This is a genomic window from Nitratireductor sp. OM-1 (genome assembly GCF_003296175.1).
GTDB lineage: Bacteria > Pseudomonadota > Alphaproteobacteria > Rhizobiales > Rhizobiaceae > Nitratireductor > Nitratireductor aquimarinus.
Window position 1 is genome coordinate 1,937,745 of record NZ_CP029208.1, and the last position, 23,757, is coordinate 1,961,501.

A 23,757-nucleotide genomic window follows, 5' to 3' on the forward strand; every position below is an offset into this window, starting at 1 on the left:
CCCTGCCGAACAATTCAAGCCAGCGAAAGAAGAACCGTTGAAAGAAGAAAGCACCTCACCGAAGCGCGTCGGCCTGTTCGTCACCTGCCTGGTGGACCTGTTCAGGCCTAGCGTCGGCTTTGCCGCCGTGAAGCTGCTGGAAGACGCCGGCTGCACCGTCGAGGTGCCCATGGCGCAAACCTGCTGCGGCCAGCCGGCCTATAATTCCGGCGACAGGGAAGACGCAGCCGCCATTGCGCGCCAGACCATCGAGGCCTTCGAGGATTTCGATTATGTGGTCGCGCCTTCGGGCTCCTGCGCCGGCATGCTCAAGAAGCATTATCCGGCGCTCCTCAAGGGCACGCCCTTCGAGGCGCGGGCCGAAGCCTTTTCGGGCCGGGTGCATGAGCTGGTGAGCTTTCTGGTCGATGTGCTGGGCGTCGCGTCGGTGCCGGTCAGCCATGAGGGCAGCGTCACCTATCACGATTCCTGTTCGGGTCTGCGCGAGCTTGGCATCCGCACGCAGCCGCGCCAGCTTCTGTCTTCCATCGAGGGGCTGGAACTCAAAGAGATGCAGAACCCGGATGTCTGCTGCGGTTTCGGCGGCACGTTCTGCGTCAAATATCCCGACATCTCCAACAAGATCGTTGAGGAAAAGACGGTCAGCATCGAGGGCGCCGAGGCGGACATGCTGCTCGCGGGCGATCTGGGCTGTCTCATGAACATGGCAGGCAAGCTGCACCGTCAGGGCAGCAAGGTTGAGGTACGTCACGTGGCCGAGGTTCTGGCCGGCATGACCGACAAGCCGGCAATCGGCGGGGGAGGACGCTGATGGAGGTACAGTCTCCGCAGTTCAAGGAAAAAGCGCGCAAGGCAATGGCCGACGAGCAGTTGCAGCGCGCCATGGGCAAGGCCAAGGTCGGCTTTGTCTCCAAGCGCCGGAAGGCGGTCGATGCACTGCCTGAGTTCGACGAGCTGCGCTCCTCGGCGCGCGCGATCAAGGATCACACGCTCGAACATCTCGACCTTTATCTGGAAGCCTATGAGCGCAAGGTGATTGCGTCGGGCGGTCGGGTGCACTGGGCCGAAACGGCCGAGGATGCCCGTCAGGCGGTGCTCAGCATCTGCCGCGCGGCCGGCGCGCGCACGGTTACCAAGGGCAAGTCGATGATCACGGAGGAGATCGCGCTCAACGATTTCCTCGAAAAGGAAGGCGTGCGCCCGGTCGAGACGGATCTGGGCGAATACATCATCCAGCTTCGCGGCGAGCATCCGAGCCACATCATCGGCCCGGCGCTGCATTTGAACAAGGAACAGGTGGAAGAAGATTTCCGGCGCGTTCACACCGAGCTTCCGCCGGAGCGCGACCTGTCGCAGCCCGAATCCCTGCTCGGCGAGGCGCGAAACATCCTGCGGCCGCAGTATTTTCAGGCCGATGTCGGCATCACGGGCGCCAATTTCCTGGTGGCCGAAACCGGCACGTCGATCATTGTCACCAATGAGGGCAATGGCGATCTGACACAGACGCTGCCGCGCATTCACATCGTCGTCGCCTCCATCGAGAAGGTGGTGCCGACGCTGGAAGATGCAAGCCAGATCCTGCGCGTGCTCGCCCGTTCGGCCACCGGTCAGGACATGAGCGTCTACACCACGCTCTCCACCGGGCCGCGCCGCCCGGACGATCCCGACGGGCCGGACGAGTATCACGTCATCCTGCTCGACAATGGGCGCTCCTCCATGCTCGGCACGGAGTTTCATGAGATGCTGCGCTGCATTCGCTGCGGCGCGTGCATGAACCATTGTCCGGTCTATCACGCGGTCGGCGGCCATGCGTATGGCTGGGTCTATCCGGGGCCGATGGGCTCGGTGCTCACGCCCTCGCTTGTGGGCGTCGACAAGGCGGGGCATCTGCCCAACGCTTCCACTTTCTGCGGGCGCTGCGAATCCGTCTGCCCGATGCAGATCCCGCTGCCGCGCATGATGCGCAACTGGCGCGAGCGCGAGTTCGAGCGGGGGCTCAACCCGGCGGCGCAGCGTTTCGGCCTCGGCTTCTGGGCGTTCTTCGCCCGCCGCCCGAAGCTCTATCGTCTGGCTGCGTCGATGGCGATCCCCACGCTTTCCGGGTTTGCCGGACGGCGCGGCTGGTTCCGTTCGCTGCCCTTTGCGGGCGGCTGGACGCGGCACCGCGATCTGCCGGCGCCCGAAAGCCGCACCTTCATGCAGCAATGGCGCGACCGCGAGGCCGGCAAATCTGAAAGGAGCGCGGTATGAGTGCGCGCGAAGCCATTTTGGGCAAGCTGCGTTCGGCAGCGTCTGTTTCCGCCAGCGATCATGCGCGGCGCGAAGCCGTTGAAAAACGCCTCGCCAAGCCGCCCCGCGGGTTGATCCCGGCGCGCGGCCAGCTGGAAGGCGAGGCGCGGATTGCCCTGTTCTGCAGCATGGCCGAGGCCGTGACGGCCACCGTCGAGCGGGTCGGTAGCGCCGATGACGTGCCGAAAGCCGTCACCCATTATCTGCGCTCCAAGAACCTTGCGCCCAGCGTGCGCATGGGCGACGACAAACGCCTCAAACGCATGGACTGGGCGAGCCAGAAGTCGCTTGAGGTGAAGCATGGGCGCGCCGAACCGCAGGATGAAGTGGGCGTCAGCCACGCACTCGCCGGCATTGCGGAAAGCGGCACGCTTGCCCTGCCTTCGGGCAAGGATAATCCCACGACGGTCAATTTTGTGCCCGATCACCATGTCATCGTCGTTGATGCGAAGGACATTGCCGGCGATCTTGAAACGGTGATTTCCCGCGTGCGGCGCAAATACGGCAGAGGTGAAATGCCCAGGGTTCTCAATCTCATCACCGGGCCATCGCGGTCGGGCGATATCGAGCAGACCATGCTGCTTGGCGCGCACGGTCCGCGCGCCCTGCACATCATCGTCGTCGACGGGTGATCCATGGCGGTCGGGGTCTCCTGCAATGAGGCTTCGACGCCGGAGGGCATGCGCCTCTATGCGGTGGGCGACATTCACGGCCGGCATGATCTGCTGGCCGCGATGCATGCGCGGCTCATGGAGGAAATTCTCCATGACAGGCCTGCCGACTGGCGCATCATCTATCTGGGCGATTACGTGGATCGCGGCTCCAATTCGCGCGGGGTGCTCGAATATCTCGCTAATCTGCGCGAGAGCGACCCGCGGGTCATCGCGCTCGCCGGCAATCATGATGTGGGGTTCCTCGACTTCCTGTCGAACCCCGATCCGTTCGGTCTCTTCTCCTGCCATGGCGGGTTCGAGACGGCGCTTTCCTATGGCGTGGAAATCGATCTGACCTCACGCGAAGCGATGGAGCCGGGGCATGCGGCCCTGGTGCGCGCGGTGCCGCAGCGGCACAGGGCCTTGCTCGCGACCCTGCCATATTCCGTTTCGTTCGGTGATTTCTTCTTCTGCCACGCCGGCATTCGTCCGGGCGTACCGCTGGAAGATCAGACGCCCGACGACCTCATCTGGATCAGGCGTGCATTTCACGCGCATGAGGGGCTGCATCCCAAGCTGATTGTACACGGGCACACGCCGGTGCGCGCGCCGGAGATTTGCAGCAACCGGGTCAATCTCGACACGGGCGCATGGCACACCGGCCGGTTGACGGCTCTCAGAATGGAAGGTCGGGAGAAAGTGCTGATCGAGGCCGCCTGTTGAGGAAGGCGGCCTGTGGGATCACGACTGAGCGCGCTGTTTGGCTGCGCTCACGTTGAAGTCTAGTCGACGGCGGTGGAGATGCCGTAGCCATCCACGGGATGGTGGTCGCCGGTGGCGCCTGCCGAAAGGAGTCTTGCTCCAATCAGTGTGAACGCTGAAACGGTAATCAGAAACACGACAGTTGCACGCCCGATTGTCATCCGGCCAAAGTCCCCTTGAAGGTCAACAAAAAGCAGCTCCCCATGCTGCGGAGGCTGCTATAAACGAAAACAGCTTAAGATTGAAACAAATTATACGCCAATACCCACATACTTTATGACAGGTCCCGAAATTGGTGGAAAACCGAATGAGTCTGCAGAATCGCGCTAATCCATTCGGGCAATTGATTGCAACCCATGCGCGCGGCCTCTTCACCGGCAATCGTGGGGTGATTCATGATCCTGACACAAAGACGCTCCTGCGCCGCCGCTGGACAACCAAAGCGTGGATCATCTGTCAGTGCAGTTTCAGGGGGCGGCATCGCGAGGTGATGGGCCGCAACGGACCTTCCGGCGGGGCGGGCTGGACCGAGCTTTTCTTTCTCGATGAGGTCACGGCGCTGGCGGCTGGCCACCGGCCCTGCTTTCATTGCCGCAGGGAGCCCGCCACGCGCTTCATGAACTGCGTGCGCGAGTTCTGCCAGTCTCCGCAGATGAAGGCCCCGGAGGCGGACGCCATCCTGCATGCACAGCGCTATGCCGTCACCGGAAAACCCGTGGAGCTCTCCGCATCGCAGGTCGCAAAGCTGCCCGACGGGGCAATGATCGCCATTGGCGAGGCGGCCTTTGCGCTGCGTTCCGGTGTTCTTCACGAATGGGGCTTCGCCGGGTATGGCGCAGCCCGATCCCTCGAAAGTCTGCCACCCGTCGTCCAGCTGCTGACGCCGCGTTTGAGCATCTCGGCGCTTGAGGCCGGTTACGCGCCGGTCTGGCATGACAGCCTCGCCTCTTGACGCGGCATCGCCGATCCACCATCAGACCGCCATGCGTGCGAATTACAAATTGCAGCGGCTGTTCATCGATGCCGCACTCGCCCCCGGCGCCGAGGTGGAAACCAGCCGGGAACAGGCCCACTATCTCAGCCATGTTCTGCGCCTGCGCGAGGGAGCCGAGGTTCTCGTTTTCAATGGCCGTGACGGCGAATGGCATGCGGAGCTCATTGAAGCCGGCCGCAAGTCGGTGCGCCTGCGCATGACGAAGCAGGCCCGGCCGCAGACCCCGCTGCCCGACCTGCTTTATTGTTTCGCTCCCCTGAAGAAGGGGCGGCTCGATTATCTGGTGCAGAAGGCGGTGGAAATGGGGGCAGGGCGTCTCCAGCCGGTCATCACCCAGCACACCCAGGTGGCCAAGCCCGGCACGCAGCGCCTCGAGGCCAATGTGATGGAGGCTTCCGAGCAGTGCGGCATTTTGGCCGTGCCCGAGGTGCTGGAGCCGGTGAAACTCGACCGGCTTCTTGCCGACTGGGATCCCGAACGGCGTTTCATTTTCTGCGATGAGGATGCGGCGACCAACAATCCCATGCAGGCGCTTTCGGGCGTCACGGAGAAGAAGCTGGCGCTGCTTGTGGGGCCGGAAGGCGGGTTTTCCGACGCGGAACGCGCCCAATTGCGCGCTTTGCCCTTCGTCACATCCATTCCGCTCGGCCCGCGCATTCTGCGCGCCGACACGGCAGCCGTTGCCGCGCTCGCCGTCATTCAGGCGAGCGTCGGCGACTGGGACTAGTAAAGCGCTTGTGAAGAGAGGTTGACGCTCCTGTCAGCACTTTTTACTTGAAGCGGATTGTCAGCATGGTCCATCAGATCGCTGATGGTTTGCCAGGAGAGCAGTTATGGCCCGTGACACCACCGACAATCGGCCGATCGAGCGGGTCGAAGAACTTGCCGACGATCTCGCGAAGGGCTGCAAGCCGCGCGAGAAATGGCGCATCGGCACCGAGCACGAAAAATTCCCCTTCTATGTCGATGGCAATCGCCCCGTTCCCTATGAGGGCGAGCGCGGCATCAAGGCCGTTCTGGAAGGCATGCAGCGCGTTCTCGGATGGGACCCGATCAATGATGACGGGAACATCATCGGCCTTGTCGAGCCGACGGGGCAGGGCGCCATCTCGCTGGAGCCAGGCGGACAGTTCGAATTGTCCGGCGCACCGCTGGAGACGCTCCACCAGACCTGCCGCGAGGGCAATGCCCATCTGGCGCAGCTGCGCGAGATCGCAGAGCCGCTCGGCATTCGCTTCCTCGGTCTCGGCGGCAGTCCCAAATGGACGCTGGCCGAAACGCCGCAGATGCCCAAATCGCGCTACAAGATCATGACCGCCTACATGCCGAAGGTCGGCACACAGGGCCTCGACATGATGTACCGCACCTGCACCATTCAGGTTAACCTCGACTTCGAGACCGAAGCCGACATGCGCCGCAAGATGCAGGTTGCGCAGCGCCTGCAGCCGCTTTCCACGGCGCTGTTCGCCAATTCTCCGTTCACCGAAGGCCGGTTGAACGGCTACCAGTCATGGCGCGGCGAGATCTGGCGCGACACCGACAATCAGCGTTCGGGCCTTCTGCCCTTCGTGTTCTCCGATAATTTCGGGTTTGCCGATTACGTCGAGTGGGCGCTCGACGTGCCGATGTATTTCATCATCCGCGACGGCCGCTATCACGACTGCACGCACATCACCTTCCGCCAGTTCATGAACGGCGCGCTGAAGGATGAGGTGACCGACGGCCTGCCCACCATTGGCGACTGGTCGAACCATCTTTCCACCCTGTTCCCGGATGTGCGCCTCAAGCGCTTCCTGGAAATGCGCGGCGCCGATGGCGGCCCGTGGCGGCGCATCTGCGCGCTGCCGGCCTTCTGGGTCGGTCTGCTCTACGATCAGGCCGCGCTCGACGCTGCCCATGATCTGACCTCGGACTGGTCGTTTGAGGAGATCGAGGTGATGCGCAACGCCGTGCCGACGGAAGGTCTTGCCACGCGTTTCCGCAATCACGACCTGCGCGAGGTCGCGCGCGAGGTTCTGGCCATTTCGCGCAAGGGGCTCTCCGCCCGCAAATGTCTCAATCCGGAAGGCTATGACGAGGCGAGCTTCCTCAGCCCGCTTGATGAGATCGTGGCCCGCGGCACTACGAGCGCGCAGGAGCTCACCAACGCGTTCAACACGCGCTGGGACCGCTCCATCGAACCGGTGTTCCTCGAGCAGGCCTACTAAGCCTGCCCGGTCCGGGCGTTTTTTCGAACAGGCTTTTCGGGTCGGCAAAGACAAAGCGCGCTTGTCGGGTTATCTTCCTGAAACAATGGTTTGCTATCCGCCTGTCACCCTTGGGATGACACTGGCGGGATTACTAAGGAGATGCCCATGCTTCCGCTGTTCGAGATGCTCAACAATGCCGGTCAGGGACAGGGCGTGGGCCAGTTCGCCCGGCAGTTCGGCATTTCGCAGGATCAGGCGCAGCAGGCCATGGAAGCGCTTCTGCCGGCTTTCAGTCAGGGGCTGAAGCGCAACGCCGCCGACCCCTATGGCGCGGGAAATTTCCTTGGCGCGCTGGCGTCGGGCCAGCACGCCAAATATTTCGAGGATGCGGCAAGCGCCTTCAGCGCGCAGGGCATGACCGAGGGCAATGGCATTCTTGGCCATCTCTTCGGCTCCAAGGATGTGAGCCGCGCCGTGGCCAGCCACGCCGCGCAGGCGACCGGGCTTGGCGAAGACATGATCAAACAGATGCTGCCGGTGCTCGCCTCCATGATCATGGGTGGCCTGTTCAAACAGTCGACGGGCCAGATGCCCGGCGCGCAGCCGCGCCAGGCACAGACGCAGGCGCAGGCCGGCGGTGGCGGCATGCTGGGTGACCTGATGGAGCAGATGATGCGCCAGATGGGCCAGCAGCCGGGTTCCACGCAGTCGCGCAGCCGCGCGCCTTCGGGCATGAGCCCTTCAGACAATCCGTTCGGGCAGATCCTTGAGGGCATGTTCGGTGGCGGCGCGGGCGGTTCTTCCGGGCGCAGCGCTCCCTCCGGCGGGCAGGGCAACAACCCGCTTGGCGATATTTTCGATCAGTTCCTGAGGGGCGGTCAGGGCGCATCCCAGACCCGCCGCGAACCGGAACCTGCGCCCAATCCGAGCGGGCGTCCGCGCAATCCCTATGACGATCTGTTCGGCCAGATGTTCGAGACCGGACGCCAGACGCGCGACGATTATGAGCGTGGCGTCGAAAACATCTTCGAGCAGTTCCGGCAGGGCATGGAGCGCCGCCGCTAAAGCAATTCCAGGAAAAGCGGGCACCGGTTTTCCGTCCGGAATTGCGCAAAACAATCCATTAGAGCGTTTACGCCACAGCGGCTTTCCGGTTGTGCAAGGTGGCCGGGGTTCTTTTGCGCGATGGCGAAGCGTTCTATGTCTGGTTCATTCCCGGAGGAGATGAGCCTTGATGTATTGTCCGCCCGCCTTTCGCGTTGAAGAACTCGCGTCGCTTCACGGTCTGATGCGTGCGGCGCGGCTCGCCAATGTCGTAACCTTCGGGGCCAACGGGCTGCATGCCAGCCCTCTTCCCCTGTTCCTTGACGAGAAAGAAGGCCCTTTCGGCACGCTTTACGGCCATTTCGCGCGCGCCAATGCGCAGTGGAAGGACACGCCGTTGAGTGATGCGCTGGCGATTTTCATGGGGCCTGACGCCTATGTCTCGCCCTCCTGGTATGCTTCCAAGAAGGAGCATGGAAAGGTCGTCCCCACCTGGAACTACAGTGCGGTTCACGCGCGCGGCCCGATCGAATTCTTCGATGATGAGGCGCGGCTTCGCGATGTGGTGGAGCGGCTGACCAATCTGCACGAGGCCGAACGACCGGAGGTCTGGTCGGTGTCGGATGCGCCCGCACCCTTCCTCAGGGGGCAGCTGCGCGGGATCATCGGGCTGCGGCTTCCCATCACCGGTCTTGAGGGCAAGAACAAGATGAGCCAGAACCGCAGCGCCGCAGACCGGGCCGGTGTCGCAGAAGGAATGGCCGGCAGTTCTCACGCCTCCGAGAGGGCGGTTGCAGGGAAGATCCAGGTGGAATGAAGCCCCGTCCCGCATTTCACATGGGGACCGTTTGACGCGGTAATGCTTGTGAAGCGCCGTTTTGATTGACTCAACGCATCCATAATCCTATAAGCCCGCCACGCTTGGGCCTTGCGTCTGGCGGCGTGTTGTCACGCCTTCGGACATGCCCGAAAAAGCGAAGCTCCTGTTCAAAGAAACAGAATAAAGAAGGGCCGCACTCCGCGGTATTAAATAAATGAAGCGTACATATCAGCCTTCCAAGATCGTTCGTAAGCGTCGGCACGGATTCCGCGCCCGCATGGCCACAAAGGGCGGTCGCCGCATTATTGCAGCGCGTCGCAGCCGTGGTCGCAAGCGGCTGTCCGCATAAGGTTCGGAGGCAAGGCCGGAAAGATGACGGACCGGCCAGCCGTCCCACCCCCGGCGCGTCTCAAGAAGCGCGCCGAATTTCTGGCTGTCCGTCGCGGTGAAAAACGGCGCGGGCGGCTTTTTTTGCTGGAAGTGCTTGATCGTGGGGATGAAAATCCGCCGCGACTGGGCATCACGGTAACGAAAAAAGTCGGCAACGCGGTTGTTCGAAACCGTGTGCGCCGGCGGCTCAAAGAAGCCTGCCGCCTCCACGCGGTCCACGACATGGCCGCCGGCAAGGATTATGTGATCGTGGCGCGGCGTTCTGTGCTTGATGCACCGTTCGCCTCCCTGAAAGACGAGCTTTCCCGCCGTATCGGAGAGACCGAGAACCGGCGCGGAAAGGGCAAGGACCTTGATGGATAACAATCGCAATTTTCTCATCACGATCGCGCTCTCCGTGGTGATCCTGACGCTCTGGCAGGTGTTCTACATGAACCCGCGCATTGAGTCGGAGCGCGAGATCGCGCAGATCGAAACGCAGCAGGCCGCGGAAGCCACACAGGCCCTTGCGCAATCCAAAGGTGAGAACAGCGATATTCCCACCCCGACCACCGGAGCCGGTGCGGTGCCGGGAACTGCCGGTCAGGCAGCCGTGCCTGCCGACCGCGAGACGGCGATTGCCGGCAGCGAGCGCGTTGAGATCAACACGCCGCGCATTTCGGGCTCCATCAATCTGACCGGCGCACGTCTCGACGACCTGCTCCTCAAGGATTACCGGGTCACGGTCGACAAGGATTCGCCGAACATCCAGCTTCTCAACCCCTCGACCGGTCCTGACGGCTATTATGTCGAGACCGGCTATGTGGGTTCGGAAGCCGCTGGCGCGCTGCCGGGTCCGTCCACCCAGTGGACCATCACCGAGGGCGAGGTTCTCACCCCCGATACGCCTGTCACGGTCTCCTTCACCAACGACAAGGGCCTGACCTTCAATCGTACCTTCTCGGTCGATGGCAATTACATGTTCACCGTGTCGGACGCGGTGGAGAATGCTTCCGGCGCTCCGGTTGCGCTGCGCAATTATGGCCGCACCACCCGCATCGGCACGCCCGCGACCTCCGGCATCTACATTCTGCATGAGGGCCTCATCGGCGTGACCGGCGAGGAAGGCCTGCAGGAAATCGATTATTCCGACGTCGAGGAAGAAAAGCGCATCACGCCCGGCAAGTCGTCCGATGGCTGGCTCGGCATCACCGACAAGTACTGGGCGGTTACGATGATCCCCCGTACCGGTCAGGACTTCCAGCCGCGCTACACCTATTCCGGCGACACCACCCCGCGCTACCAGGCCGACTATCTGACCGACGAGATCGTGGTCGCCGATGGCGCTTCGGTCACCTCTGAGCTGATGGTTTTCGCCGGTGCGAAAGAGGTCAACGTTGTCGACGCCTACGAGACGGCCGATGGCGTGCGCCAGTTCGAGCTTCTGATCGACTGGGGCTGGTTCTACTTCCTCACCAAGCCGATGTTCTTCCTCATCGACTGGCTGTACAAACTGCTTGGCAATTTCGGCCTGGCCATCCTGGCCACCACGGTTGTCGTCAAGCTCATCTTCTTCCCGCTCGCCAACAAATCCTACAAGTCCATGGCGAACATGAAGAAGGTTCAGCCTGCCATGCTCGAAATCCGCGAGAAATATGCGGATGACAAGATGAAGCAGCAGCAGGCGATGATGGAGCTCTACAAGAAAGAGAAGATCAATCCGCTGGCCGGCTGCTGGCCGATCCTGATCCAGATCCCGGTGTTCTTCTCGCTCTACAAGGTGCTCTACGTCACCATCGAAATGCGTCACGCACCGTTCTTCGGCTGGATTCAGGACCTTTCGGCTCCCGATCCCACGTCGATCTTCAATCTGTTCGGTCTGCTGCCTTACGACGTACCGGCCTTCCTGATGATCGGCGTCTGGCCGCTGATCATGGGTGTCACCATGTTCCTGCAGATGCGCATGAACCCGACGCCGCCGGATCCGACGCAGGCCATGATCTTCAACTGGATGCCGGTGATCTTCACCTTCATGCTGGCCACGTTCCCGGCCGGTCTGGTGATCTACTGGGCATGGAACAACTTCCTCTCCATCGTCCAGCAGGGCGTGATCATGAAGCGCCAGGGCGCGAAGATCGAGCTCTGGGACAATTTGGCCGGATTGTTCAAGAAGAAGCCAAAACCTGCCGAATAGGCGGTAATCAAAGAAAAAGCCCCGGTTTGATCGGGGCTTTTTTGTTTTTGGACGATTGCCCGCCGCGCTTCATCGGGCAGTATGCGGATGCTGGCGGTCCGGCGCGTTCAATCGAGCAGTTCGCGCAGCGCCATGCGCTTGTAATCGTCCACCAGACGGCGGCCTTCCGCTTCCGGCATCTGGATCGCCAGACGCATGGTCGCCTCGCCCAGATGGATGATCAGAAGGGCGGTGGAGGCCGTGGCGTCCGGTTCGCGCGCAGGCTTGGCGCGCAGCATCGCAGCAGCCAGTTCCTGCGCATTGGCGCGCGCATCTTCCAGATCCAGATCGCAAAGCGCCTTGTCGGCCTGCGTGCCCGACCAGATGTCCCGCATCACGGGCTCCGAGAGGAACATCGCGTAATACTCGTCGATCAGCTCCGTGAAAGCCTGTTCCAGCTCGCTCGGGCTGGAGACGCCATCAAGCCCCTGACAGATGCAATCCCGGCCCGCCTCGTTGTAGTGCTCGGCCAGCGTGCGGACGATGGCGGCCTTGTCCGGGAAATACTGGTAGAGCGAGCCGATGGAGATGCCCGCCCGCGCGGCCACATCGCTCATCTTAAGCTGATCGCTTCCTGCTTCCGCAATCATCTGTGTCGCCACCGCAAGAATGCGCTCCACGCGCTCCTGAGCGCGTTTCTGCATGGGCCTCTTGCGAATGCTGGCGCCGTGGCCGGTTTCTGTCTCAGACATTGAAATCCTTTTGTGAGGGATGCTCACATTGCTGTTGACATCAATAATATGAGGATTTATCACATTTGCAAATGTGAGAGTTTATCACTTTATGGAGGCCAGCATGACAGACCAGCAGATCGACCCAGCCCGACCCATTCTCGTGACCGGCGGCACGGGCAAAACCGGCCGCCGCGTTGCGGCGCGGCTCAGTGAGGCGGGCATTCCCGTTCGCGCCGTTTCGCGCAACAGCGAGATCCCGTTCGATTGGGAAAAGCCGGAGACATGGGATGCAGCGCTTGATGGCGTGGGCGCCGCCTATGTCAGCTATTATCCGGACCTCGCGGTGCCGGGCGCTGCCGAGACGGTCGATGCGTTTGCGAAGCGCGCGCTGGAGAAAGGTGTGAAGCGGCTGGTGCTTCTGTCGGGCCGGGGCGAAGAAGGAGCCGAGCACGCAGAGCAGCTCCTGATGCAGAGCGGGGCCGACTGGACGATCCTGCGCGCGGACTGGTTCTTCCAGAATTTCAGCGAAGCCTTCTTTCTAGATGCGATCCTGGCCGGCGAACTCGCCTTGCCGGTTGGCGATGTGCGCGAGCCCTTCATCGACGTTGAGGATATCGCCGACGTGGCCTTCGTCACGCTCACGCAGCCGGGTCATGCGGGCAGGGCGTACACGCTCACAGGCCCGCGTTCCATGCGCTTTGACGACATGGTGAGCGAGATCGGGCAGGCGTGCGGGCGTGACATCCGCTTCATTCAGATCCCCGTCGACGTCTTCGTGGAAGGCGCGCGCCAGCAGGGGCTTGAGGAGCCGCTTGTGGCCCTCATGCGCGAATTGTTCACCGAGGTTCTGGACGGGCGCAATGAAAGCGTGAGTGACGATGTCGAGAAATTGCTCGGCCGCCCGCCGCGCGACTTCTCCGATTTTGTCCGCCGCACGGCGCAGACCGGCGTCTGGGATGTCGCCTGATCCACGCTCGACGCAAACCTGATGAGGATGCCGTCATGACCGTCCGCTCTTTGCATTGGCCGTTCTTGCCACGCTGGAGCGGGCGTCATGGCGGCGTCTTCCTGACGTTTTGCCATTGTTGCCCGCGCGCCGTGCCTCCGCTATGAACGGGGCCGCAATCAGGGAGCGCCTTCGATGAACAACTAAGGGGACCGCAACAGACACGCCGCCGTGACTTCAGGTCCGGTCCGTTTTCCGCATGCCGGAGGCGGTGTTTTCTTCCCCTTTGTTGAGATCAAGGAGGTCCTCATGCACGGACCCAATCCCGCCACGCCATATCCCATGGCCGGCTTTCCCCGCACCGTATTCCTGAAAAATTTCATCACCCGTCCCAATATCGAGGTGGGCGACTTCTCCTATTACGACGATCCGCAGGGCGCGGAGCGTTTCGAGGAGAACAATGTCCTCTACCATTTCGACTTTCTGGGCGACCGGCTGGTCATCGGCAAATTCGTGGCCATCGCCCATGGCGCGACGTTCATCATGAACGGCGCAAATCACCTCATGACCGGCTTCTCCACCTTTCCTTTCAACATTTTCGGCAATGGCTGGGAGGAAGGTTTCGACGCCGGGACCTATCTGGAGCACGGGCGCGGCGACACGATTGTCGGAAACGATGTGTGGATCGGCCGGCAGGCGCAGATCATGCCGGGCGTCACCATTGGCGACGGGGCGGTGATCGGCGCGAACGCCGTGGTCGCCTCCGACGTTCCGCCCTATGCGATTGCCGTGGGCAATCCGGCCCGTGTCCTGCGCGTGCGCTTTGCGCCGGAAACCGTGGCGGCGCTTCTCGATATCGCATGGTGGTCCTGGCCCGCCGAGAAGATCAGCCGCAACCTTGCGGCCATTCGCGGTGCGGATCTGGAGGCCCTGAAGGCTGCCCGCTGAGGCGGCCTTCATCCCTTTCTCATTAAACTTGACTTTTTTAGTAAAGTATTGTGTCTGTGGTCGGGTCGCTCCGAACCTTCGGGGCGGAAAGCCGAGAGACAGGCGACATGATACATCTGGATCCGATTGGTGACTTTGCACCTCACCATCCTTGCGAAACGCAGGAGCTGGAACGTCATCGCGGCAAGCTCCTGCGTGTCGAGCGCCTGCGCTCCAAGGTGAAGGCGGCCAAGGCCGCCGCCGCAGAAAGCCTTTCCCGCGCAAACGACGCGCCGGAGCCGCATGACAGCGCAAACACGCTGTTCGTCGCCCTGTTCGACGCGCACTGCCGGGATCGGGAAAAGCTGTTCGAGGCCATGCGCGAGCTCGATGAGGCGTGCCGGGAGCTGCACGCCGCATCGGCGGGCACGAATTTCGTCGCCTCGCTCCCGCACCGGCCAGCCAAGCAATTAGAAGGGACTGCGTTTCACAGATGACTGGATTTGAGCGTCGCCGCGAAGAGGCGGAAATGCATCTGCGCATGCAGTTGATGAAGGAAATGAGCGCGGTCATGCAGCGCACGGGCCTGCCGCCGATGATCGTCATGCGCGAGGCCGTGCGGGCCATTGGCGTGATCTATCGCGAAACGGCCGATGCGCATCAGGGGCCGGGCTCCTGTTCCTGCGGATGGCAGCCGCAGGAAGCCGCCGATCTCGACTATCTGGGCCGCGCTTTGCTTGAGGCAACTCGCCAGCCGCGCCGACGCGACCTCGGCGCGATGCAGGTTCTCGGCACCGCCTGAGCAGTGCGTCCGGTGCGGTTTCCCCAACAGCGCTGTTGACAAAAGCCTCGCCAGTCTTGATGCCGTCATCTGAACGATAATGGAGATGATGGCGTGAACGCATCAGAAGATGGCGCAGCCACCGGCAACGCGCAGACTGAGCAGCAGATCGGCCGGCAAATCGACCGAACGAGTTTCCTGCGGCCGTGGGTGTTCCTGCGCGGCGCGCCTGCAATGAAGTTTCTGCCGCCGGAAGGGCCGCCCGAAGTGGCGTTCGCCGGTCGCTCGAATGTGGGCAAGTCGTCGCTCATCAATGCGCTCATCGCGCAGCGCGGTCTTGCACGCACCTCCAACACGCCGGGCCGCACGCAGGAACTGAACTTCTTCGTCCCCGATGGCTATTCCGGCGCCGATGGCGACATGCCCCCCATGGCGATCATCGACATGCCGGGCTACGGCTTCGCCAAGGCGCCCAAGGCGCAGGTCGACGCCTGGACGGAACTGGTGTTCGATTATTTGAGGGGCCGGGTGACGCTGAAGCGCGTCTTCCTGCTGATCGACGCCCGCCATGGCATCAAGAAGAATGACGAGGAGGTCATGGACCTGCTCGACAAGGCTGCCGTTTCCTATCAGGTGGTGCTCACCAAGATCGACAAGATCAAGCCGCCCGCAGTGGTGCGGCTGCTTGCCGATACCGAAGCGCAGCTGAAGAAGCGCGCCGCAGCCTATCCGGAGATCGTCGCCACCTCTTCGGAGAAGGGGCATGGCATGGACGAACTCCGCAACGCCATCGCGCGCGCCGTCTCGGACGGCTGACGCGCGAAGGCTCGGCTTGGTGCGGATTTAGCTCGGCATTGTCGGGCCGGGCCTGAACTGCATGGCAACGCCATTGATGCAGTGGCGCTTGCCGGTCGGCTGCGGGCCGTCATCGAAAATGTGGCCCAGATGGCCGCCGCAGCGGCGGCAGTGGCACTCGGTGCGGGTCATGAACAGCGAATTGTCCGGCCGCGTGCCGATGGCGTTCGGCAGCGCTTCCCAGAAGCTTGGCCAGCCGGTGCCGGAATCGTATTTCACTTCAGATGAATAGAGCGGCAGGTCGCAGCCTGCGCAATGGAAGAGCCCGGCGCGCTTCTCATTGTTCAGCGGGCTGGTAAAGGCCCTTTCCGTCGCTTCTTCGCGCAGAACCGCAAACTGCTGTTCGGTCAGGATGGCGCGCCATTCGTCTTCGGTCTTCGTGATCTCGAAGGTCTCGGCCATGGCGCTGCCGCCGGGGCGCTTGTGCGCCAGAAATGCGCCTCCGGTCAGGGTCGCGAAAGCGCCCGCCGCGCCATAAAGAAAATTACGCCGTCTCATCGTCAAACTCCTTCGCACATCATGCCGTGCATTGACCGCCGGGAATTCCGGGAGGATTCGAGCTGACCCTAAGCCCGGCGCTCCATCACCTCCAAGTCAAGTCGGTGTGAGATGAGGGGATACTGGAGGGCAGCCGAAGCCGCCCTCCAGATGCGTGAAGCGTTCTGCGATCAGCCCTTCGGCAGAAGCACCGTGTCGATGACGTGGATGACGCCGTTCGACTGATCGACGTCGGCAATGGTCACGGTTGCCACATTGCCGTTCTCATCGGTCAGGGTAATGTTGTCGCCGTCCATCTTGGCTTCCAGCATGCAGCCGCCAACGGTCTCGACCGGGTGGTTGCCGCCATCATCGGAAATCATCTTGCCAATGGCGTCGGACATGGCTTCGGTCGCGACCACATGACAGGTCAGAATGGTGGCGAGCTGGTCCTTGTTTTCCGGCTTCAGCAGCGTTTCGACCGTGCCGTCCGGCAGTTTTTCAAAGGCGGCGTTGACCGGTGCAAACACGGTGAAGGGGCCTTCGCCGGACAGCGTGTCGACCAGGCCTGCAGCCTTCACGGCAGCCACCAGCGTGGTGTGATCTTTCGAGTTGACCGCGTTTTCGACGATGTTCTTGTCGGCATACATGGCTGCGCCGCCAACCATCGGGTTTTCGGCCAGAGCCGATCCCGTGAAAGCGAGAGCGAGCGAGCCGGCGAGAAGGGAAGCAGTGAACTTGCGCATGTCTAAACTCCTCAGGTTCGTTTGCGGGACCGCCTTCATGGTCGGCCCTTTTGGGAACACGAGGAGCTACGGATGCCTTCCGCGGAGAGTTTCAAAAAAAGTTCGTTTTTTTCGAAGGGGGCAGAAATCAGATGTCGCGCAGGTCGCCGAGCGCAACCACCGGACCGGTCGGCGCGCCCGATGGCGATCCGCCCAGCGGCTCCGTGGTGATGGCGAACACCGCACCGGCGTCGATGGCCTCGCCCAGCGCCTGGCTCAGCGCGACGTGAACGCTGGACCCCACCGGAATGATGCCCAGAGAAACCGGCGCATTGTCGCCCTCTATGGCCCAGAGTTCGAAGTCGCGGCCATCAGGACGCGCGCCCGAAACATGCGAGAGCGAGACATCGCGTTTCGTCCCGTCATAGACCGCAAGATAACGCACATCCGTGTCGTCATGGGCGAGGGAGGCGACGAAACGCTGCTCGGCCACTGGCGGCGCGCCGAAGGGCAGGCTGGTATAGGTCAGCGCGACATAGGCGGCGAAGGCCATAAGCGCCGCCACGGCGAAACCGCGCCAGAAGGCAAGGCTCGACCATAACCCCGGTCGGCTGGTCTGCGGGCCCGCACCGAACAGGCTTGCATCGATGGCGGTTTTCACGCGGGCAGGCGCTTCCGCCGGTTCATAGGCTTCCGCCATGGGGGCAAGCTGTGCCTCCCACCGTTCCACGAGACGCGCGAAATCGGCTTCTGTCTCGATGCGGCGCGCGGCCGTTGCGCGCTCGTCGGTTGCGAGAACGCCCAGCACATACTCGGCCGCAACGAGATCGTCCTCGTCGCGTCTGTCCGGTCCGTGTTCGTCTGCTACCGTCATCGTTCCAGGCATTCCCTGAGCTTGAGCAGGCTGCGACGCAGCCAGGTTCGCATCGTGTTGAGCGGCACGTTGAAGCGTGCTGCAAGTTCGGCATAGCTGTCGCCGTTGAGATAGGCTCCCCGCACCGCCGTGGCGCGATCGGCCTCCAGCTCGGCAAGGCAGGCGTCAATGCGCCGCCGTTCGCTGCCGGCTGCAGCCATGGCCTCGGGGTTTGGCGCGGGGTCAGCGACCGCGTTCGCCTCATCCAGTTCGTCAGTCGGAGCCTTGCGCGCGCGCAGCCGGTCAATGGCATGATTGCGCGCCACCGCCACGAGCCAGGTGATCGGACTTAAATCCGACGCGGCAAACCGGTCGGCCTTGGTCCATATCTTCACATAGACTTCCTGCAGCGCCTCTTCGGCCTCCGCCCTGTCTTTCAAGACACGCAGGCAGACGCCAAAGAGTTTCGCGCTCGTATGCCGATAAAGCAGATCGAACGCCGCGCGCTCCCTGAGCGCGGTTCTGAAGATCAGCTTCGTTATCTCATCTGGCGTCATGCGGGGAAGACTAGGCGGAATGTTGGCTTGTGGGAAGGCGGATTGTCGTCCAGTTAGGGCGGGTGGGCGCAAAGGCAAGGGCGCGCTGCCGCGTGGATCAGGCTTTTTATGCGCTCGGTATGCAAGATCATTTCACTTGCCGCGAAAAATGCTTTATGAAACCGCCGTTTTGACTTTGGGGAACAACGCGATGACGGACATGACGGAAACTGCAGAAGCACAGGCGCGCTTTCTTTCGGCGGCGCTGCCTTACATGCAGCGTTATGAGAACAAGACCATCGTCGTAAAGTATGGCGGCCACGCCATGGGCGACAGCGCGCTTGGGCAGGCTTTCGCCCGCGATATCGCGCTCCTCAAACAGTCCGGCGTCAGCCCCATCGTCGTTCATGGCGGCGGCCCGCAGATCGCGGCCATGCTCAAGAAAATGGGCATCGAATCGAAATTCGAGGGCGGCCTGCGCGTGACCGATGAGAAGACCGTCGAGATCGTCGAGATGGTGCTTGCCGGCTCCATCAACAAGGAAATCGTGGCGCTCATCAATGCCGAGGGCGAATGGGCCATCGGCCTGTGCGGCAAGGACGGCAACATGGTGTTTGCCGAAAAGGCGCACAAGACGGTGGTTGATCCCGATTCCAACATCGAGCGCGTGCTCGATCTCGGTTTCGTCGGCGAGCCGGTGGAGGTCGACCGCACTTTACTGGACCTTCTGGCCCATTCTGAAATGATCCCGGTCATCGCTCCGGTCGCGCCCGGCCGCGACGGTCACACCTACAACATCAATGCCGATACGTTCGCCGGCGCCATCGCCGGTGCCGTTCGCGCCACGCGCCTCCTGTTCCTGACCGACGTGCCGGGCGTGCTCGACAAGGACAAGAACCTGATCGACGAGCTGACGGTCGCCGAAGCGCGCGCGCTCATCAAGGACGGCACGATTTCCGGCGGCATGATCCCCAAGGTGGAAACCTGCATCCAGGCCATCGAGCGGGGCGTCGAGGGTGTCGTCATCCTCAACGGCAAGACCGCGCATTCCGTGCTGCTCGAGCTCTTCACCGAGCATGGCGCGGGCACGCTGATCGTTCCGTAAGGGACGGCTGCGGAAAAAAAACGCGAAAACCCGCTTGACCTGGAGTTCACTCCAGCAAGTAGATGCATGTGTGCACACAATGGAGATGCACACATGCAAGAGCAGATCATCATCGAGAATTTCCTTGCGGCGCTGAAGGCAGGCGATGTCGACGGGGCCTGCGCCTTCGTGGCGGAAAATGCCGTCATCATTGGCGTCCGCGCCGAGCCGAAGCCCTCCGTTCCGCCCTATGGCGCGCGCTGCGGGCATGATGGCTTCCGCACCTTCCTTGCCGCACTCGGACGCACCTTCAAAAGCCAGTCGCTTACAGTGGAGCACCTTGGAGCGGGTGAGGGCGTTGCCTTTGCCAGCGGGCAGCTTGACCACATCGTCGCCGCGACCGGAAAGCGCTTCTTCAGCGAATGGGTCCTGCGCTGCCGCGTGCGCGAAGGCAAGATCACACACTATCAGTTCTGTGAGGACAGCGCCCGGCTCGAAGACGCGCTGTCGCCAGTCGGGGAGGCCGCATGAAGATTGGCGAAGTGGCAAGGCGCACCGGCCTGAGCATCGACACGCTGCGCTATTACGAAAAGCTCGGCCTCATTGATCCGCCATGGCGGCGGGGCGGCCAGCGCGCCTATGACGACAACATCGTCAAATGGCTGAACTTCATCAAGCTGTTGAAGGCCACGGGCATGCCGCTTGCCGATGTCGAGACCTATGCGCGTCTGCGCCGTGAGGGCGAAGGAAGCTCCGCCGAGCGCCGCGAGATGCTGGAGCATCAGCGCATGTTGGTTCTGGCGAAGATCGCCGAACTTCAGGAATGCGTCGAACTGCTGGACTACAAGATCATGAACTATGCCGAAATCGAAGCGCGCCACCGCGCCGAAGACGGCCGGAAGGACCAGACCCATGACCATTGAAACCGTCGCTGAAACCGCCCCAAATGCGTCCGCGCTCGAAAAGGGGCGGGCCATCGCCGCAAGGCTCAATCCCGATCTCGAAGATATTTTGTCAGAGCGCTATGATGCGGTCCTGCCGGGGTTTTCAAAAACGCTGATCGAAAGCGCCTATGGGCGTTTCTACGCCCGCGAGGGGCTCGACCTCAAAACGCGCCAGCTCGCCACTGTGGCAGCGCTCACGGCGCTTGGCGGGCAGACAGCGCCCCAGCTCAAGGTGAACATCGAGCATGCGCTGGCGGCGGGTGCGGGCGAACGCGAAATTCTGGAAGTGATCCTGCAGATGGCGGCCTATGGCGGCTGGCCGGCGGCCATCAACGGGCTCAACGCGGCGCTCGAACTCTTTGGCGAACGCGCCCGCTCGCCGGACGCCTCCGCCTGGAACGGCCAGTAGCCTGCCAGAAGTAGCCTACCAGAGCACCAGCAGCAGAATGCCCGCGACGATCAGCAGGCAGCCTGCCACTTCCGTGCGGTTGATGTGTTCGCGGAAGAAGAAGACGGAGGAGGCGAAGGTGAAGATCATCTCGATCTGCGCCAGCGCCTTCACCACCGCCGCCTGTTGCAGGGTCATGGCGGTGAACCAGCCAAGCGATGCCGCAGCGCCGACGAAGCCCACGAAGAGCGAAGGCTTCCAGGCCTGCGCGATCCTGCCCACTTCGGCGCGGTCGCGCCACAGCATCCATGCCAGCATGATGACGGTCTGAAAGCTGATGGTGACGGCGAGCGTCGTCGTCGCCTGCATCAGGTAGTTCGGCCCGCCAAGCGAGAGCGAGGCCGCGCGATAGGCCACCGCCGTCACGCCGAACAGCGTGCCCGAGGCAAGGCCGATCAGCGCCGTGGGGCTGATCAGTGAGCGGAACAGATTGCCCCAGCTCATCGGCACGCGGGCGACCGAAATCAGCATCACGCCGATCACCGTCACCGCGATGGCAACCAGCGCGCCGAAACCGGCGACCTCGCCAAGCAGAACCAGACCGAAGATCGCGGCCTGCGCCGGTTCGGTGCGCGAATAAGCGGTGCCGACGGCGAAATTGCGGAAGGAAAAGAGATAGATCAGCAGAAACTGCGCGGAGATCTGTCCCAGTCCGCCAAGAATGGTCCAGGCAAGAAAGGCGCCGTGAATTTCGGGGATCGCGTATCCGGCGGCAAAATGCAGCGCCAGCCACAGAGCGAGCACAAAGGGCATGCCGAACCCGAAGCGCACGAAGGTCGCGCCGGTCGTTCCCATCACACCCTTGAGGTGCTTTTGACCGACGGAACGCAGGTTCTGCAGAAAGGCGGCGGCGATGGTGATCGGTATCCAGAGTTCCATGCTTCGCCTTCTGTCGTCTTCCGGCTCAATTGCCTTGGGATGTTGTCGCAAACGTGTATAGTCACCGCGGCAGCGAAAGAAAACTGCCACCTACAGGCCTCTGCCCAGACAGGATCGACCCAATCCAAGTGCTGGCCTGCCACCCTCTTGAAGATGAGGAGAGCAGAGGATGAAATACGTTCTGGTCACGATCTATCTGGGCTTCCGGACCGTCGGAATGACGTCTGCGGAGTTCAACAGCGCGGGCGCCTGCGAGAATGCCAAGCAGCGTCTGGACGTTGGAACGCTCTCGCGAACCCAGTCTTTCTGCATCAGGAAAGGACTGAACGTGAGCCGTTCACCTGCCCCGTAAACCGGTTGGCGGGTGTCGTCCGAAAGCCAACGAGACTGCACTGGCACAAGACACGTGCTCACCTGGCAGGTGAAAACCCCCGTAACCGGATTGCCGGTGGCGCGGAAGGTCTGCCATAACGAAGGCATGAGAAACCAGCCCGCTCCCGACCGCTTCACCCACGTCACCGACTGGGTGTTTGACCTCGACAACACGCTCTATCCGCATCACAGCAATCTGTTCTCGCAGATCGATGTGAAGATGACGGCCTATGTGTCCGAGCTTCTACAGCTCGACCGCACCGAGGCAAGAGCGCTGCAAAAGGATCTCTACAGGGAATACGGCACGACGCTCAACGGGCTGATGAAGCGCTACAACATCAACCCGGACGACTTCCTCGAAAAGGTCCACGACATCGACTATTCGTGGCTCGATCCCGATCCGAAGCTTGGTGACGCGATCCGCGCGCTGCCCGGCCGCAAATTCATCTTCACCAATGGCGATCGCGGTCACGCAGAGCGTGCGGCGCGTCAACTCGGCGTGCTCGACCATTTCGACGATATTTTCGACATCGTCGCCGCCGACCTTCTGCCCAAGCCGGCTGCGGCCACCTATGACCGTTTTCTGGCCCTTCACCGGGTGGTGGGCGAAAAAGCCGTGATGTTCGAGGATCTGGCCCGCAATCTGGCCGTTCCGAAGAAACTCGGCATGACCACGGTTCTCGTGGTGCCCAACAATTTCGAACCGGCGTTCGCAGAAATCTGGGAACAGGACCCGGATGAAGAAGACGATGTCGATTTCGTCACCGACAATCTCACCGATTTCCTGAAGAACATCCGGGTCTGATCCCGAACGAAAATCGGGCGGTCGCGATCACGCACCGCCCGATGGCTTCTGCCCCAATGACTTTTGCCCCAAGGGCTTCTAATGGCAGGAGCGTCGTTCCTAGTGGTTATGCCCCGCTTCGGGCATGCCGCCACGCGCCGGCCCAGCCATAAGCTCGAGTTCCACCGTGCCGGCCTTCTCGAATTCCAGCGTCACCGGAACGGTCTCGCCTTCCTGAAAACCCTTCTCCACCTGCATGAACATGATGTGCAGGCCGCCGGGCTCCAGCGTCACGCTCTCACCGGCCGAAATGGTCAGGCCGCCTTCTACCGGGCGCATCACCATCACGTCATTGTTCATTTCCATCGTGTGGATTTCCACCTTGCCGGCGCGCGGCGAGGCGAGGGCCGTGAGCGTGTCGTCTTCCGCGCCGGTGTTCTCGATCACCAGATAGCCGCCGCCTGCGGGCTGGCCGGGCAGCATCGCGCGCACCCACGGATCGCTGATCCTGAGGTCGCCGGCCTGAATGGCATGGCTCATCGTGGCGTCGGCGGTTTCGCTTGTCGCCGCGTCCGCCTTTGGCGTGCTTTCCGCACTGGCGTTGAATGCAAGAAGGGGCAGGGCGGCAGCAGCCGCGAGGAGAATGTTGAAGCGCATTGTCTGTCTTTCTGTCTGATCTTTCAAAGGGCCGAAGCCCGGTTTGGCGGTGTCAGGCAGTCAGGGGCGGTGCGCGGATCGAGGGCGGCGTGTCGCCCCGTGTCGAGAGGCGGGCAGGTTGCCGCCATGCGGTGCGAATGCTGCGTTCGCGCGCCGGTGTCTGAAGCGCGGTCGCGGGAAGCGGCGGCGTTGCCGGTGCAAACTGAAAACTGCAGGAATGCCCTGTCAGGCAAAGCGGGCATTCGGCGTTTCGCGGGTGCTGGCGGTTCCCGTCAGCCGCCTTGCCGACCCCGTAGGTCGTGCAGATGACGAAGCCGTAGGAGGCCGGGGCGGCAGCCGCCACTGCGAGCGGCTGCAACAGGCCCATGACGAGCGAAAGAAGGCCCACGACCGCGAAAAGCTTCGCATCGCGGCGCAGGCTTTCAAACCAGCTCGTGTCGGCAGGGCTTGCCTTCATGCGTT

The 23,757-nt window shown here is 62.3% G+C and carries 30 protein-coding genes; 22 read left to right on the top strand and 8 right to left on the bottom strand.

Annotated elements, in window-relative coordinates; all coding sequences use genetic code 11:
* Positions 1-37 precede the first annotated feature (37 nt).
* The 12 genes from DEJ54_RS09130 (at position 38) to yidC (ending at position 11,314) form a co-directional block, all read left to right on the top strand.
* Positions 38-811, top strand: a complete 774-nt coding sequence (locus DEJ54_RS09130) for a (Fe-S)-binding protein (protein ID WP_113156185.1) — start codon at positions 38-40, stop codon at positions 809-811.
* Positions 811-2,250 (top strand): LutB/LldF family L-lactate oxidation iron-sulfur protein, encoded by a 1,440-nt coding sequence (locus tag DEJ54_RS09135; RefSeq protein ID WP_113154286.1) that lies wholly within the window; start codon positions 811-813, stop codon positions 2,248-2,250. Before DEJ54_RS09130 ends, DEJ54_RS09135 begins: the two co-directional genes overlap by 1 nt.
* Positions 2,247-2,921: a lactate utilization protein gene (locus DEJ54_RS09140; RefSeq protein WP_113154287.1), complete on the top strand. Its 675-nt coding sequence runs from the start codon at positions 2,247-2,249 to the stop codon at positions 2,919-2,921. The genes DEJ54_RS09135 and DEJ54_RS09140 overlap by 4 nt, the downstream gene beginning before the upstream one ends.
* A 3-nt stretch (positions 2,922-2,924) precedes the next feature.
* Positions 2,925-3,665, top strand: a complete 741-nt coding sequence (locus DEJ54_RS09145) for a metallophosphoesterase family protein (RefSeq protein ID WP_113154288.1) — start codon at positions 2,925-2,927, stop codon at positions 3,663-3,665.
* A 346-nt stretch (positions 3,666-4,011) separates the two neighbouring features.
* Positions 4,012-4,656: a hypothetical protein gene (locus DEJ54_RS09150; protein ID WP_113154289.1), complete on the top strand. Its 645-nt coding sequence runs from the start codon at positions 4,012-4,014 to the stop codon at positions 4,654-4,656.
* 31 nt (positions 4,657-4,687) lie between these two features.
* Positions 4,688-5,425 carry a 16S rRNA (uracil(1498)-N(3))-methyltransferase gene (locus DEJ54_RS09155; RefSeq protein ID WP_113156186.1) on the top strand — a complete coding sequence of 246 codons (738 nt, stop codon included), beginning with the start codon at positions 4,688-4,690 and terminating at the stop codon, positions 5,423-5,425.
* Between the two features lie 106 nt (positions 5,426-5,531).
* Entirely contained in the window at positions 5,532-6,905 is a 1,374-nt protein-coding gene (locus tag DEJ54_RS09160; RefSeq protein ID WP_113154290.1) for a glutamate--cysteine ligase, read from the top strand.
* A 147-nt stretch (positions 6,906-7,052) separates the two neighbouring features.
* The gene (locus DEJ54_RS09165) at positions 7,053-7,952 is read left to right on the top strand and encodes a DUF937 domain-containing protein (protein WP_113154291.1); all 900 of its coding nucleotides are present in this window, start codon (positions 7,053-7,055) and stop codon (positions 7,950-7,952) included.
* 169 nt (positions 7,953-8,121) lie between these two features.
* Positions 8,122-8,748 carry an FMN-binding negative transcriptional regulator gene (locus DEJ54_RS09170; protein WP_113154292.1) on the top strand — a complete coding sequence of 209 codons (627 nt, stop codon included), beginning with the start codon at positions 8,122-8,124 and terminating at the stop codon, positions 8,746-8,748.
* A gap of 217 nt (positions 8,749-8,965) precedes the next feature.
* The gene (gene rpmH, locus DEJ54_RS09175; RefSeq protein WP_113154293.1) at positions 8,966-9,100 is read left to right on the top strand and encodes a 50S ribosomal protein L34; all 135 of its coding nucleotides are present in this window, start codon (positions 8,966-8,968) and stop codon (positions 9,098-9,100) included.
* Positions 9,101-9,123: 23 nt separating this feature from the next.
* Positions 9,124-9,504 carry a ribonuclease P protein component gene (gene rnpA / locus DEJ54_RS09180; RefSeq protein ID WP_113154294.1) on the top strand — a complete coding sequence of 127 codons (381 nt, stop codon included), beginning with the start codon at positions 9,124-9,126 and terminating at the stop codon, positions 9,502-9,504.
* Positions 9,497-11,314 (top strand): membrane protein insertase YidC, encoded by a 1,818-nt coding sequence (gene yidC, locus DEJ54_RS09185; protein WP_113154295.1) that lies wholly within the window; start codon positions 9,497-9,499, stop codon positions 11,312-11,314. Before rnpA ends, yidC begins: the two co-directional genes overlap by 8 nt.
* A 107-nt stretch (positions 11,315-11,421) precedes the next feature.
* Here yidC and DEJ54_RS09190 read toward each other — a convergent pair whose 3' ends face one another.
* A complete protein-coding gene (locus DEJ54_RS09190; protein ID WP_113154296.1) occupies positions 11,422-12,045 on the bottom strand; it encodes a TetR/AcrR family transcriptional regulator in 624 nt (207 codons plus the stop codon).
* 103 nt (positions 12,046-12,148) lie between these two features.
* On the opposite strand from DEJ54_RS09190, the gene DEJ54_RS09195 reads away from it, so the two are divergent.
* The 5 genes from DEJ54_RS09195 to yihA all read left to right on the top strand — a co-directional run bounded on the left by DEJ54_RS09195 (position 12,149) and on the right by yihA (position 15,497).
* A complete protein-coding gene (locus DEJ54_RS09195) occupies positions 12,149-12,994 on the top strand; it encodes an NAD(P)H-binding protein (protein ID WP_113156187.1) in 846 nt (281 codons plus the stop codon).
* Between the two features lie 288 nt (positions 12,995-13,282).
* Positions 13,283-13,921 carry a CatB-related O-acetyltransferase gene (locus DEJ54_RS09200; protein ID WP_113156188.1) on the top strand — a complete coding sequence of 213 codons (639 nt, stop codon included), beginning with the start codon at positions 13,283-13,285 and terminating at the stop codon, positions 13,919-13,921.
* Positions 13,922-14,028: 107 nt separating this feature from the next.
* Positions 14,029-14,397 carry a hypothetical protein gene (locus tag DEJ54_RS09205; RefSeq protein WP_113154297.1) on the top strand — a complete coding sequence of 123 codons (369 nt, stop codon included), beginning with the start codon at positions 14,029-14,031 and terminating at the stop codon, positions 14,395-14,397.
* Positions 14,394-14,702, top strand: coding sequence for a hypothetical protein (locus DEJ54_RS09210; protein ID WP_113154298.1), 309 nt, complete (start codon positions 14,394-14,396; stop codon positions 14,700-14,702). Before DEJ54_RS09205 ends, DEJ54_RS09210 begins: the two co-directional genes overlap by 4 nt.
* Before the next feature lie 147 nt (positions 14,703-14,849).
* A complete protein-coding gene (gene yihA / locus DEJ54_RS09215; protein WP_113156189.1) occupies positions 14,850-15,497 on the top strand; it encodes a ribosome biogenesis GTP-binding protein YihA/YsxC in 648 nt (215 codons plus the stop codon).
* Between the two features lie 27 nt (positions 15,498-15,524).
* On the opposite strand, the gene msrB is transcribed toward yihA, so the two are convergent.
* The 4 genes from msrB to DEJ54_RS09235 form a co-directional block, all read right to left on the bottom strand.
* Positions 15,525-16,034: a peptide-methionine (R)-S-oxide reductase MsrB gene (gene msrB, locus DEJ54_RS09220; protein WP_113154299.1), complete on the bottom strand. Its 510-nt coding sequence runs from the start codon at positions 16,032-16,034 to the stop codon at positions 15,525-15,527.
* A gap of 170 nt (positions 16,035-16,204) precedes the next feature.
* A complete protein-coding gene (locus tag DEJ54_RS09225) occupies positions 16,205-16,759 on the bottom strand; it encodes a fasciclin domain-containing protein (RefSeq protein ID WP_113154300.1) in 555 nt (184 codons plus the stop codon).
* A gap of 127 nt (positions 16,760-16,886) precedes the next feature.
* Positions 16,887-17,612, bottom strand: a complete 726-nt coding sequence (locus DEJ54_RS09230; RefSeq protein WP_113154301.1) for an anti-sigma factor domain-containing protein — start codon at positions 17,610-17,612, stop codon at positions 16,887-16,889.
* A complete protein-coding gene (locus tag DEJ54_RS09235; RefSeq protein WP_113154302.1) occupies positions 17,609-18,148 on the bottom strand; it encodes a sigma-70 family RNA polymerase sigma factor in 540 nt (179 codons plus the stop codon). The genes DEJ54_RS09230 and DEJ54_RS09235 overlap by 4 nt, the downstream gene beginning before the upstream one ends.
* A 190-nt stretch (positions 18,149-18,338) precedes the next feature.
* On the opposite strand from DEJ54_RS09235, the gene argB reads away from it, so the two are divergent.
* The 4 genes from argB to DEJ54_RS09255 all read left to right on the top strand — a co-directional run bounded on the left by argB (position 18,339) and on the right by DEJ54_RS09255 (position 20,564).
* The gene (argB, locus tag DEJ54_RS09240; RefSeq protein WP_113154303.1) at positions 18,339-19,232 is read left to right on the top strand and encodes an acetylglutamate kinase; all 894 of its coding nucleotides are present in this window, start codon (positions 18,339-18,341) and stop codon (positions 19,230-19,232) included.
* A 93-nt stretch (positions 19,233-19,325) separates the two neighbouring features.
* The gene (locus DEJ54_RS09245) at positions 19,326-19,742 is read left to right on the top strand and encodes a nuclear transport factor 2 family protein (RefSeq protein ID WP_162742248.1); all 417 of its coding nucleotides are present in this window, start codon (positions 19,326-19,328) and stop codon (positions 19,740-19,742) included.
* A complete protein-coding gene (locus tag DEJ54_RS09250; protein ID WP_113154305.1) occupies positions 19,739-20,134 on the top strand; it encodes a MerR family transcriptional regulator in 396 nt (131 codons plus the stop codon). Before DEJ54_RS09245 ends, DEJ54_RS09250 begins: the two co-directional genes overlap by 4 nt.
* Positions 20,124-20,564 carry a carboxymuconolactone decarboxylase family protein gene (locus DEJ54_RS09255; RefSeq protein WP_113154306.1) on the top strand — a complete coding sequence of 147 codons (441 nt, stop codon included), beginning with the start codon at positions 20,124-20,126 and terminating at the stop codon, positions 20,562-20,564. Before DEJ54_RS09250 ends, DEJ54_RS09255 begins: the two co-directional genes overlap by 11 nt.
* 15 nt (positions 20,565-20,579) lie before the next feature.
* Here the strand turns inward: DEJ54_RS09255 and DEJ54_RS09260 are convergent, their stop codons facing one another.
* Complete coding sequence (locus tag DEJ54_RS09260) at positions 20,580-21,482, bottom strand: DMT family transporter (RefSeq protein WP_113154307.1); 903 nt, start codon at positions 21,480-21,482, stop codon at positions 20,580-20,582.
* A gap of 478 nt (positions 21,483-21,960) precedes the next feature.
* On the opposite strand from DEJ54_RS09260, the gene DEJ54_RS09270 reads away from it, so the two are divergent.
* Positions 21,961-22,659, top strand: a complete 699-nt coding sequence (locus DEJ54_RS09270) for a pyrimidine 5'-nucleotidase (protein WP_113156190.1) — start codon at positions 21,961-21,963, stop codon at positions 22,657-22,659.
* A gap of 99 nt (positions 22,660-22,758) precedes the next feature.
* Here DEJ54_RS09270 and DEJ54_RS09275 read toward each other — a convergent pair whose 3' ends face one another.
* Both DEJ54_RS09275 and DEJ54_RS23350 read right to left on the bottom strand, forming a co-directional pair.
* Positions 22,759-23,295 carry a copper chaperone PCu(A)C gene (locus DEJ54_RS09275; RefSeq protein ID WP_113154309.1) on the bottom strand — a complete coding sequence of 179 codons (537 nt, stop codon included), beginning with the start codon at positions 23,293-23,295 and terminating at the stop codon, positions 22,759-22,761.
* 52 nt (positions 23,296-23,347) lie between these two features.
* The gene (locus DEJ54_RS23350) at positions 23,348-23,752 is read right to left on the bottom strand and encodes a DUF2946 family protein (RefSeq protein WP_204360875.1); all 405 of its coding nucleotides are present in this window, start codon (positions 23,750-23,752) and stop codon (positions 23,348-23,350) included.
* Positions 23,753-23,757: the final 5 nt, after the last annotated feature.